Source organism: Albidovulum sediminicola (assembly GCF_025751575.1).
GTDB lineage: Bacteria > Pseudomonadota > Alphaproteobacteria > Rhodobacterales > Rhodobacteraceae > Albidovulum > Albidovulum sediminicola.
In genome coordinates this window covers 36,475-47,896 of record NZ_JAOWLA010000008.1, presented here as the reverse complement: position 1 = coordinate 47,896, position 11,422 = coordinate 36,475, and the positions used below count along the sequence as shown (strand labels likewise).

General features: G+C 68.8%; 8 protein-coding genes and 3 pseudogenes. 3 read left to right on the top strand and 8 right to left on the bottom strand.

Annotated features, from left to right (window positions below; translation table 11 throughout):
• Window positions 1–76: 76 nt before the first annotated feature.
• Window positions 77–343: pseudogene (locus OE647_RS09875) on the top strand (IS3 family transposase); the annotation flags it as partial.
• Between the two features lie 284 nt (window positions 344–627).
• Window positions 628–891 (top strand): annotated as a pseudogene (locus OE647_RS09870) (integrase core domain-containing protein); the annotation flags it as partial.
• A gap of 179 nt (window positions 892–1,070) precedes the next feature.
• Here OE647_RS09870 and OE647_RS09865 read toward each other — a convergent pair.
• The 4 genes and pseudogenes from OE647_RS09865 to OE647_RS09850 form a co-directional block, all read right to left on the bottom strand.
• Complete coding sequence (locus OE647_RS09865; RefSeq protein ID WP_263721564.1) at window positions 1,071–2,918, bottom strand: heavy metal translocating P-type ATPase; 1,848 nt, start codon at window positions 2,916–2,918, stop codon at window positions 1,071–1,073.
• A 108-nt stretch (window positions 2,919–3,026) separates the two neighbouring features.
• Complete coding sequence (locus OE647_RS09860; RefSeq protein WP_263721563.1) at window positions 3,027–3,773, bottom strand: maleate cis-trans isomerase family protein; 747 nt, start codon at window positions 3,771–3,773, stop codon at window positions 3,027–3,029.
• Window positions 3,770–4,940: pseudogene (locus OE647_RS09855) on the bottom strand (M24 family metallopeptidase). Before OE647_RS09855 ends, OE647_RS09860 begins: the two are co-directional and overlap by 4 nt.
• The gene (locus OE647_RS09850) at window positions 4,933–5,979 is read right to left on the bottom strand and encodes a pyridoxal-phosphate dependent enzyme (protein ID WP_263721562.1); all 1,047 of its coding nucleotides are present in this window, start codon (window positions 5,977–5,979) and stop codon (window positions 4,933–4,935) included. Before OE647_RS09850 ends, OE647_RS09855 begins: the two are co-directional and overlap by 8 nt.
• A gap of 174 nt (window positions 5,980–6,153) precedes the next feature.
• On the opposite strand from OE647_RS09850, the gene OE647_RS09845 reads away from it, so the two are divergent.
• Window positions 6,154–6,618: an Lrp/AsnC family transcriptional regulator gene (locus OE647_RS09845; protein WP_263721561.1), complete on the top strand. Its 465-nt coding sequence runs from the start codon at window positions 6,154–6,156 to the stop codon at window positions 6,616–6,618.
• Between the two features lie 15 nt (window positions 6,619–6,633).
• Here OE647_RS09845 and metG read toward each other — a convergent pair whose 3' ends face one another.
• The 4 genes from metG to OE647_RS09825 form a co-directional block, all read right to left on the bottom strand.
• Window positions 6,634–8,352, bottom strand: coding sequence for a methionine--tRNA ligase (gene metG / locus OE647_RS09840; RefSeq protein WP_263721560.1), 1,719 nt, complete (start codon window positions 8,350–8,352; stop codon window positions 6,634–6,636).
• Between the two features lie 163 nt (window positions 8,353–8,515).
• Window positions 8,516–9,739 carry an MFS transporter gene (locus OE647_RS09835; RefSeq protein ID WP_263721559.1) on the bottom strand — a complete coding sequence of 408 codons (1,224 nt, stop codon included), beginning with the start codon at window positions 9,737–9,739 and terminating at the stop codon, window positions 8,516–8,518.
• A 78-nt stretch (window positions 9,740–9,817) separates the two neighbouring features.
• On the bottom strand, window positions 9,818–10,441 hold the full coding sequence (locus tag OE647_RS09830) for a YceI family protein (RefSeq protein WP_263721558.1): 624 nt from the start codon (window positions 10,439–10,441) through the stop codon (window positions 9,818–9,820).
• A 5-nt stretch (window positions 10,442–10,446) separates the two neighbouring features.
• Window positions 10,447–11,391: a 1-phosphofructokinase family hexose kinase gene (locus tag OE647_RS09825; protein ID WP_263721557.1), complete on the bottom strand. Its 945-nt coding sequence runs from the start codon at window positions 11,389–11,391 to the stop codon at window positions 10,447–10,449.
• Window positions 11,392–11,422: the final 31 nt, after the last annotated feature.

The window sequence follows — 11,422 nt, the reverse complement described above, 5'->3', positions numbered from 1 at the left end:
ATCTGCGAGGGACGATCGACTGGAATGCCTCCTCCGAACTGGTCCGACGCTATGTTTGGGAAACGGAGGACTGAGAATGGCGAACAAGCGCCACAAGCCCGAGGGATACTCTCAGAATCTGCCCCAGGTCGATCTGCCTGTCGGCCAGGGGATGCAACGTGTGGATGCGATCCGAGCGGTTTGCAAAACCGAGCAGACCGATTGCCGGTGGCGCAAGCACAATGGCGGAAAGGGAATTGACCAACTGAAGGAACTCAAACGGCTGCAGAAGGAGAATGTGCGGCTTGGAAAGGCCGTCCCGGATCTGACGCTGAACAAGCTGATCCTCGCGGAGGCTGCCCGGGAAGCTGTAGGACGGCGTCAGCAAAACCTCTGAACCCCGCCCGTCGGCGTGCTTTTCCGGGAGCGCCGAGCAGAACCTCGTGCCGGTACTTCGAGATGTAGATGGCGACAAGAAGGGGCGGAACAGGGGTAGTTTTGGGGGCGGTCATGGCCGGTCTCCTTTGCCGCGCGGTTCGCAAAACCACTTTAGAGACCTGAGATCCGGCTATCGCCACCGGCCGCGCAAATTGGGGGCCGCCCAGGCAGCCAGAGCCTTCTGAAACCACCAGCTTCCTGACGTGCTATGGCCCCGCGTTCGCCGCTCAAGCGGCTCGGGACCGGATCGCAGCCGTCGGCGCCAGGACGGCCTTCATCGAGCGGGGGAGCCCGTGGGTGAATGGCTATGCCGAGAGCTTCAATGCCTGGCTGCGCGACGCGCTGCTGTACAGGGAAATCTTCTACTCGCTCAGGGCAGCACAGATCCTCATCGAGGGCTGGAGAAAGCGCTCCAACATCAAGCGACTCCACAGCGCCTTGGGGTACCGACCACCGGTGCCGGAAACTGTCGTCCAGATGGACCCCGCGCATGTCATGCACCAACAAACAGATCGGATCAGTCAGATCGGGCTACCCACATTTGCACATGCATATGTAGTGAAACCTCTGCAACCGGGTGAACACAAAGCGCCCGCTGGGCGCGGGTTGAGGCAATTGGCGCTGGAATGAGGGTGCGGCCAGAAGGCGCGGCGCTAGGCCACCCCGGCCGGAGAGATGCGCAGGGCCCGCAGGGCGTTCAGGATGACCGCGACGTCAATCACTTCCTGAAGCAGCGCGCCCTCGACCGGCGTCAGGTAGCCCAACGCGGCGGCGATCATGCCCAGGACCGACAGGCCAATCCCGGCGACGACGCTTTGAATGGCGATCAGCCGCGCCCGCCGGGCGATTTCGAGCCCCGGGCCCAGGCGGTCGATCCGATCGACCAGAAGCACCACGTCCGCGGCCTCGGCCGAGGCCGCGGCGCCGCGTGCGCCCATCGCGACGCCGACATCCGCTGCGGCCAGCGCCGGGGCGTCGTTGACTCCGTCGCCGACCATCATGACAGGACCGTTCTTGCGTTCGCTCAGCACCAGCAGCACCTTCTGATCCGGCGTCAGCCCCGCCCGCACCCCGTCGAGCCCAAGCCCCTGGGTCACGGTCTCCGCGACCTCCGCCCGGTCGCCGGTGGCCAGAAGGATGCGCCCGATCCCCTCGTGCCGAAGTCGCTGCAGCATGTCGGGCGCCTCGGCGCGCAGCGGGTCGGACATGATGAGATGCCCGGCCATCTGCCCGTCCAGCGCGACGGCGACAAGGACCGAACCCGCCGCGATATGCGGGTCGGTGCCCGGCATGCGCCCGACCCGGCGCGCCACGAAGTCGTCCCCCCCGACGATCACCTCGTGACCCGCGACCGTTCCGATGACGCCCTCGCCGGGAAGCTCTGCCACGCCTGTCGGGACGGGCAACGCCAGCCCCCGTTCCTGCGCGGCATTGACGATGGCCTGCGCCACAGGGTGCTTCGACGCCTGGTCAAGCGCCGCAGCCAGCCGCAGGACATCGGTCTGGGAAACCGTGCCATGGCTGTCGATCGCGACGATCCGTGGCCGTCCGTCCGTCAGCGTGCCGGTCTTGTCGAGGATCAGTGTCCGGATGCGCGCCATCGTCTCCAGCGGCCGGGCACCCTTGATCAGCACACCGTAATGGGCGGCCCTTGACAGGCCCGCGACCAGCGCCACGGGAACTGCCAGGATGAGCGGGCAGGGCGTCGCCACCACCAGCACCGCCACCGCGCGGATCGGATCGCCGGTCTGCCACCACGCCGCCAGCGCGATGGCGATTGTTACCCCCAGAAAGCCCAGCGACCAGCGGTCGGCCAGCCGTGACATCGGCGCCTTGGACCGTTGGGCGGCCTCAACCAGCCGGACGATCCCGGCATAGGTGCTGTCCTGCGCGATCCGCGTCGCGGCAAGATCGAAGGCCTCGCCCGCGTTGGTCGAGCCGCTGAGCGCCTCTGCCCCCCGGGCAAGCTTGACGGGAAGCGGCTCTCCGGTCAGCGCGGCGGTATCGAGGAAGGCGGAGGCCGACAGGATGCGCCCGTCCACCGGCACCGTGTCCCCCTGCCGGATCAGCAGCCGGTCCCCGGGGGCGATCGCGTCAAGCGGCACCTCCTCCAGCGCGCCGTCGCGATGGCGTGTGGCGGTGCGGGGGACGCGCGACAGCAATTCGTGCATCTCGCGCCGCGCGCGGCCCTCGGCGAAGCTTTCCAGGAAGGTGCCGCCGGAATACATGACCGCGACCACGGCGGCGGCCAATGTCTCGCCGAAGGTCAGCGCCGCGGACATCGAGAGCGCCGCGACGATGTCAAGCCCGACTTCCCCCCGGCGCAGGCTTTGCACGATCTCTGCCGCCAGCGCGAAGAGCACGGGCAATACGCCGAGCGTCCAAACCAGACCGGCCGCATCCCCGCGCCCGGCGATCCAGAGGGCAAGACCCGTCACCAGGCCCGTCAGGCCCACCAGCAGGAAAAGCGTCTTGAAGCGATCGCCGTTCGTTCGGTCCACCGGATCGGTCCCCTTGGCGGGCCCTTGGTTCGTCTGGACCCGAGCGCGACTATGCACAGGACGGCGGCGGGCGCCACCGCCGAATCGCGGCCGCCAAGGGCCGGGCCGTCAGACCCGGAAGAGCCGCCCCGGCGCGTCGACGGCAAGGGGTGCACCGGTGCTGCGGGCCATATGCCAGGCCAGGACCTGGTTGCTGGACAGGACCGGGATGCCCAGTTCCGCCTCCAGATCGTCGATCAGGTCGAGCGTGCGCAGATTGGTGCAGGACAGGAACACCGCCTCCACCCCCGGGGCGGCGGCGACCGCGCGCGCGGCGGCGCGGATCGAGTCCGGGGCGATGCGGGCCACCCGCGCCTCGACCTCCTCCCCGAAGGTCACGGCGGCGGCGACGGGGAAGCCTGCGGCCTCGAACGCGTCGCGGACGGGGGCGGCGATCTCCTCGACATAGGGTGTGACGAGGCCGAGGCGTCCGACACCAAGCGCGGCAAGCGCGGCCAGCGCCGCGGTCAAGGGATCAGTGACGACCGGCGTTTCGACCCCGCGGCGCACCAGGCGCGCCACCGCCTCCGCCCCGATCAGCGTGGTGCCAGAGGTGCAGCCGTATCCCAGCGCGTCGAACCGTGCCGCACGCGGCAGAAGCCAGGCGCCGCGCGGCAATTCCGCCTCCATCGCGGCGATGGAATCGGTCGAAAGTTCCTCGCCCGAGGGGATTCGGCTGACGTAAAGCGCGACATCCCGGTCCTGGAAGAGCCGGCGGAAGTCCTGTTCCAGCGTCTCGTCCGCCTGAAGCACGACCAGCCCCAGCGTGGCCTTCTGTCCGATCGGGCCGATCAGGTCGAAGCTGACGGTCTTCATTCCAGGATCTCCGGCAGTTCGGCTGGCGCCCGGCGCGACAGAAGCTCCGGCCCGCTGGCGCGCAGGACGATGTTTTCATCGTGAACCATGATGCGGCCGGGAGCGATCTCCACCCCGGGTTCGAGCGTCAGCACCATGCCCTCGCGCAGTTCGGTCCTGTCCTTGGGGGTGAACGAGGGCCATTCCGTCAGCGTCAGACCCAGGCCATGGCCAAGCCGCCCGCCGCCGGGCGTGGCGTCTTCGCGGGCGAGCGCCTCGGTCAGCGTCCGGTGCAGATCACAGGCCAGCATGCATGCCCGGGCGCAGCCGGTCCAGCGCCACCTCTGTCGCCGCGTAAAGCGCGGCGTGGGCGCGCCGGGCGGCGTCCGAGGCGCGACCGATCGCGAAGTTGCGGTCGAAGTCGCAGAAATAGCCGTCCCGCACCGCACCGGTGTCCAGCATCAGGACATCGCCCGCACTCAGCGGGCGGTCGTCGGCGGGGGAGATTACGTCCCCGTAGCCCCCGGGCCCCGCGCCGCCCGCGACGTAGCTGACCCAGTCGGCGCCCTCTTGCAGCAGCGCCACCTGGAAGTCGCGGAAGACACGGGCCAGCGGCGCGCCGGGGCGGGCGAAGTCCGGCACGCGGTCGAAGGCCGCGTCGGCCACCGCGCAGCTGGCACGGATCTTGGCGATCTCGGCCTCGGACTTGATTTCGCGGACCCGCTGGACGGTCGCGGTGGCGTCGGTGAAGGCGCGGGGCGCAAGCCGTTCGTGCAGCCGGGCGAAGTCGGCCACCGGCATCCGCAGATGCGTCTCAAGCCCCATCGGCAGGCCGATCCGTCCGGTCTCGGCGACGAGGGAGGCCAGCGTCTCCGCCAGCAGGCTCACGCCGTCATCGGCCGGATCGGGCGCGTCCCAGGTGCGGATATCGTTAAGCCAGCAACGCCCCATCAACTCGGCGCCGATGGCCGGAATGACGGCCACGGGGTCGCCCTTGGCCGGGATCGCGATGAACCAGGGCCGCGCCGGGCTTTCCCAGAACCGCGTCAGGAAGCCCGTGACGTAGAACACATCGGGCGGCGTCGTGAGAAGAAGCGCATCCTGCCCGTGCTTGGCCATCTCCGCCTGAAGCGCTGCGACGCGGCGGCGGTATTCGTCCGCCGGAAAGATGAGCGAGGTTTCAGGCATCGGCCGGCCCCTCGCTCAGGATGCAAAGCACATGCGCATCCGGCCCGATCCCCGCGATCCCCGCCAGCAGGGCTGCCAGCCCTGCGCCACCCGAAGGCGTCGTCGCAAGCCCCGCGTCGGCCAGTTCGGCCGTACCTGCTGCGGCCTCTTCCTCCGACAGCGTGACGAAACGGTCCGCGTCGCAGGCCAGATCGGCCAGCGCGAGGTAGGAGGGCGTCTTGCAGTCGAGCCGCCCCATCGAAGATTCCGGGCCGCTGGTCGTGACCGGGCGTCCGGCGCGAATGCTCTCGAAAAGAGCGGGCGCCGCCTCGGGTTCGACGACGATCACTTGGGGCGCGGCACCCCAGGCCCGGCGCAGTTCGGCGGCAATGGCGGCAGCAAGACCGCCGACGCCGGCCTGAAGCAGGATATGCGAGGGCGGCTCCGGCATCTGCCCTGCGATTTCCGCCGCCATCTGGCGGTAGCCTTCCATCACCCGGAACGGCAGGTCCATGTAGCCCGGCCAGGAACTGTCCGACAGCAGCGTCCAGCCGTTGTCCTCCGCCGCCCGGGCCGCGGCCTGCATGCTGGCCTCGTAATCCGCGCCGGCCCGGACGACCTGCGCGCCGCGCGCGGCCAGCCGTTCGGCAAAGGACTCCGGCACGGCATGCGACAGGTAGACAACGGCCCGGGCGCCGAAGACTCGTGCCCCCGCGGCGACCGACAGGCCGTGATTGCCCGCGCTGGCGGTGACAAAGGTCCGGCCTTCCAGCGCCGTCGCCAGGTCCTGTGCCCCGGTCAGCGACGCCTCGCGGGCGATGGCATAGGCCGCGCCAAGCGCCTTGAAGCTGCCCAGCCCCATGCGGGCGCGCTCATCCTTGATGGAAAGCGCCGCGATGCCCGCGCGCCGGGCGAGGTCGGGGCGCTCAATGAGCGGCGTGACCGCATGTGCCGGACATTGGGCCAACAGGGCGGCCACGGCCTTCGCATCGGCCCCAGGAGTGCGCGGCAGGTCGGGCAGCCCCGCCCCACGGAACGGATTGTCGATTGCCTGTGTCATGTGCCCTCCCGGCCGGCTTCCGTCTGAATCTACCCGCTATGGCCGTCGGACTTCCCGGACAACTTTGCGCCCGCTTGGCTGATTTTCGGAGTAGGATGGCTTCTATGAGCGGAAATTCGGCCCGTTAGAACTCTTTCGCTGTGACTCAGGCCGATTTTCCGCCAGAAACGGGGCATGGACAGATTCGACGCCCTCATCCTTGACGCCATCCAGACCAACAACCGCCTGACGGCCGAGGCGCTGTCGCAGCAGGTCAACCTGTCGCCCGACGCCTGCCGCAAGCGGCTGGCCCGGCTGCGCGCCGAGGGCTATGTGGAGGCCGATGTCGCGATCCTTGACCCGCAGAAGGCGGGCCGCGGCCTGATCCTGATTGTCGAGGTCACGCTGAACTCGGAACGTCCGGCCGAACTGGACCTGTTCCGCGCCCGGATGCGCGCGGCGTCCGAGGTGATGCAGTGCTACTACGTCACCGGGAACAGCGATTTCATCATGATCCTGTCGGCCGTGGACATGGCGGATTACGAACGCTTCACGCGCCGTCATTTCTTCGCCGAGGACAACATCACCCGGTTTCGCACCAGCGTCGTGATGGATCGGGTGAAGGTCGGCTTCGCCGTCCCCCTGGCGGCCGGGGACTAAGGCCACCCGCCGGGCTCAGCTTCTGACGCCTGCGAAACGCGCTTGCCAGTCCTCGCGCTCCTCGTCCGCGATCTTGCGGAACAGGACATCCGGCGTCTGGAACGCGTGGCCCGCCGGCAGCACGGCCAGGGCCTCCGCGATGGGGCCGGGCCAGGTGCGGTCCTTCGTTCCCAATGCGGCAAGCATGGTTTCGGCGGCGTCCGGGATGAACGGCTCCGACAGGACCGCGTAAAGCCGGATCAGGTTCAGCCCCAGCCGCACCATCGCCGCCGCCTGCGCGGGGTCCTCCTTGAAGACCGACCAGGGGGCCGCCGCCTGAAGGTACTCATTCCCCGCAACCCAGATCGCGCGCAGCTCCGTTGCGGCCTTGCGGACATCCATGGCCTCCATGTGGCCTTCGTAGGCGCGCACGCGGGTCTCAAGCTCCGCGACCAGCGCGTCGGCACGCTCCCCCGCGATGCCGCCCTCGGGCACCACCTCGCCGAATTTCGACCGACAGAACTTGGTGATGCGGCTGACGAAGTTGCCCAGCACATCGGCCAGGTCCTTGTTCACACTCGCCTGGAAGTTTTCCCAGGTGAACTCGCTGTCGGAGTTCTCGGGCGCATGGCTGAGCAACCACCAGCGCCAGTAATCCGCCGGAAGGATCGACAGGGCCTGGTCCATGAAGACCCCACGCCCCTGGCTGGTCGAAAACTGCCCGCCGTCATAGTTCAGGTAGTTGAAGGACTTGATGTAATCCACCAGCTTCCACGGCTCGCCCGAGCCGATGATCGTGGCCGGGAAAGAAAGCGTGTGGAAGGGCACGTTGTCCTTGCCCATGAACTGGACATAGGTCACGTCATCCGCGCCCTTGTCGGTCCGCCACCAGCGTTCCCAGGCAGCGTCGTCCAAGCCGTTGGCATCGGCCCATTCGGCAGTCCCGGCGATATATTCGATCGGCGCGTCGAACCAGACGTAGAAGACCTTGCCCTCCATGCCCCTCCAGGGCGCGCCCTCGAACTGCGCCGGCACGCCCCAGGCCAGGTCGCGCGTGATCCCGCGATCCTGGAGCCCTTCGCCGTCGTTCAGCCATTTCTTCGCGATGGAGGTCGTCAGCACCGGCCAACCGGCCTTGCTGTCGATCCACGCGCCCAGCTTGTCCTTGAGGGTTCTCTGCCGCAGGTAAAGGTGCTTGGTCTCGCGCACCTCCAGCTCGGTCGAGCCGGAAACGGCGGAGCGCGGGTTGATCAGGTCGGTCGGATCAAGCTGCTTGGTGCAGTTCTCGCACTGGTCGCCGCGGGCCTTCTCGTACCCGCAGTTGGGGCAGGTGCCCTCGATGTAGCGGTCGGGCAGGAAGCGGTTGTCGGCGACCGAGAAAACCTGTTTCTCGACGACCTCGGCGATCAGGCCGTTCTCGCCCAGCTTGCGCGCCATGTGCTGGGTCAGCGCATGGTTGCGCGCCGAGGACGACCGGCCGAAATGGTCGAAGGACAGACGGAAGCCGCGCGCGATCCCGGACTGGACCTCGTGCATCTCGGCGCAATATTCCGCCACCGGCTTGCCCGCCTTGGCGGCGGCCAGTTCGGCCGGCGTCCCGTGCTCGTCGGTCGCGCAGATGAACATGACCTCGTTCCCGCGCATCCGGTTGTAGCGGGCGTATAGATCGGCCGGCAGTTGCGAGCCGACCAGATTCCCGAGGTGCTTGATCCCGTTGATATAGGGAATCGCGGAGGTGATGAGAATCCGGGCCATGCGCGCGCCTCTGCCTTGTGTCCCGGCCCGTTTAGCGCCTGCGCGCGCGAAGGGCCAGAGGGCACGGGACCGTGCCCACCACCCCCTCTTCTTCTTTTCGCAAATATCCTCGGGGGGTGCGGGGGGCAGACGGCCCCCCGGCACGGGTCGCGGCGGGCGCGTGCTAGCCGTCCCGCCGCGACCGCCGGAACAGGCGCCCCGCGATGAAGGAGGTGCGCGGCGTGAAGATGTAGGGGGTGCGCGGGCCGACCGAGGGGCGCGCGCGCATCCTGACGACGCCGAAGCCGATCAGGAGCAGATGGATCACCGAAAGGAAGATGAACATCGCCGAGGGCCCATGTGCCTCGATGAGCCAGGAGGCCGCCAGGGGCGAAGCGATGGCGCCGACCGCATAAAGGAACATGAGCGCCGCGGAAAGCTCCACCCGCTCGTCGTCCTGTCCGAAGTCATGCGCATGCGCGGTCGAAAGTGAATAGATCGGCAGGGTTGTCGCACCAAAGAAGGCGGCGGCGGCGAAGACCGCGGCATCGCCCAGCCCCTCGACCCCGATCGTGACCCCGCAGGACAGGATCGCAGCGGCGGAGAGGCCGATCAGGACATGGCGGCGGTCGTAGCGGTCCGCCAGCCAGCCCAGCGGAAACTGCACCACCACACCGCCGATCACGAAGGCCGCAAGAAAGATCGCGATCGTGTCCTGGGTCAGCCCCACCTCGATCCCGTAAACCGGCCCCACCATCCGGAACGCGGCCGAGGTCACGCCCGAGACGACAACCCCCAGCGCGCCCAGCGGCGACCGCTGCCAGGCCAGCCATGGCCGCAGACGCGGGGCGGCGTTCATGGCCGGCTCCTCCGCCTTCGACACCAGCATCGGAAAAAGCGCCGCGCAGCACAGCAGCGCCAGCATGTTGTAGGAAAAATAGGCCGCGGGCGTCAGCACGCCGATCACCAGTTGGGCGGCGAGCGACCCGCCGGTATCAACAACCCGGTAGACACCCATCGCCCGTCCACGCGTCGCGTTGGTCACCTTGGCCTGAAGCCAGGCCTCGATCACCGTATAGGCCCCGGCGACGCAAAGACCCGAAAGCATCCTCAGCCCGGCCCAGGCGACCGGATCGACGATCATCATATGGGCGATGACCCCGATCGTCCCCGAGGCGGTGAAGGCCGCGAAGGCGCGCGAATGCCCGACCGCCCCCATGAGCCGCGGCGCCCACCAGCAGCCGATGAAGAAGCCCAGGAAATGGGCCGAACCCATCGTCCCGATCTCGGACTTCGTGAACCCCAGTTGCACACCGGAAATCGCGTCCAAGGGGGCAACCGACCCGGTGCCGAGCTGCAGCAGGAAGACGGAGAGGAAGAGGGCGGCGAAAGAGATCAGAAGGCGCATCGTCGGGGCTCTGGCAAACGCCGACACCTTGTCGCCTGCCGCAAGGAAAGCCCAGAGCAAAAACGGCCGCCGCTGAAACTAGGGCCCCAGGACCAGACGGGCGAGGATCTTCAGCCGCACCTCGTCGCCCACCTGGTCGGCAAAACCTGTGGCCCCGAAGTCCGACCGTCTCAGCGTGCCGGTGAGCTGTACCGCGAGGCGGTCCCGGTAGCCCGCCGGCGTGCCCTGCGGGCGGAAGATCTGCGCGGCAAGCGTCATTGGCCGGCTCTGGCCGCGCAGCGTGACGGTTCCGGTGACGCTCGCGGCATCGCCGTCGCGGCGAAACTGCGCGCCTTGGAAGGTGATCGTCGGGAACTCGGCGGTGTCGAGCACGTTGCCGCTTTTCATCGCCAGTGTCGCGAAGGGCAGGTTCGCCCGCGCGCCCGAGGCGTCCAGCACCACCTCGGCGTGGCTGTTCGCGGCATTTTCGAAATCGAGCGTGATCTCGGCCGCTGCGACCGGCATCGTGCCGCGGATAAGCCCCTCGTTCATGGTCACCTCGAAGCCGACCACCGACCCTTCGGCATCGAGCCGGTAGTCGAGCGGCGCCGCAAGGGCAGGGGCCGATCCGAGGCCAAGGATCAGAACGGCTGCAAGGCACCGGGACCGGCCAGGCCGAGGCGGCTCCGGAGCGCGATGGATGATGTGGATACGTCCCGCCATCGCCGTCACACCGGCTGGACCGGGCAATCCCGGATCAGGCGTCGGGCCTCGCGCGCGCGGCAAAGCTCTGTGGCGTCGGTCATGACGGCAGCGCAGGCGGCGGCGGTGCCTTCTTGAAGCGCGCGTTCGGGCCGCAGGCCGCGCGCCAGGGCAAGCACCATCGCCCCCATGAAACTGTCGCCGGCGCCGATGCGGCTCTTGACCGGCACCTCCGCCGCGCGGGCGAGGAAGCGCCCTTCGGGACTGGCCAGCACCGACCCTTCCGCGCCGCGCGCCACGATCACCAGCCGCGCCACACCCCGGTGCACAAGTGCCTGCGCAAAGTCGGCGCTGTCCGCCGCTAGGGGCAGCGGATGGCCGGCAAGCTCTTCGGCCTCCGCCCCGTTCATCCTGAGAAGGTCAAGCCCCGATGGCCCCCCGGCAAGCTCCGCCAGCGCGGCACCGGAAGTGTCGGCGCCCATGCGCCCGCCCGCCCGCGCGATCCGGCGTGCAAGGCGCGCTGCGACATCGGCCGGGACGCCCGGCGGCAGGCTTCCCGACATGACGAGGAACTGCCCGCGCGCCACGGCCTGAACGGTACTCCGCAGCGCGCTGGCGACATCGCTGGCGCGCCACTTGGGGCCGGGCAGGGCGAAGCGGTACTGCTCGCCCGTGCTCCGCTCCGTGACCGTCAGGCCTTCGCGGGTCTCGCCCGGCGAGGGCAGGGGGCGGAACGGCACATTCTCGGTCGCAAGTGCGGCACAAAGCCGGGCGCCGTTGCCGCCGCCCACCGCGACCAGGGCAAGCGTCTCGCCCCCCAGTCGGGCCACGACGCGGGATACATTGACCCCGCCGCCACCGGGATCGATGCGCGGCGCGGTGCAGCGCAGCTTCGGCCCGGGCAGGACGCGCCTGGTCTCCACCGCAAGGTCGAGGGCCGGGTTCAGGGTCAGCGTCACGATTGGCGTCAAGGGCGGGACTCCGAGGAACCGCTGCCAGTGT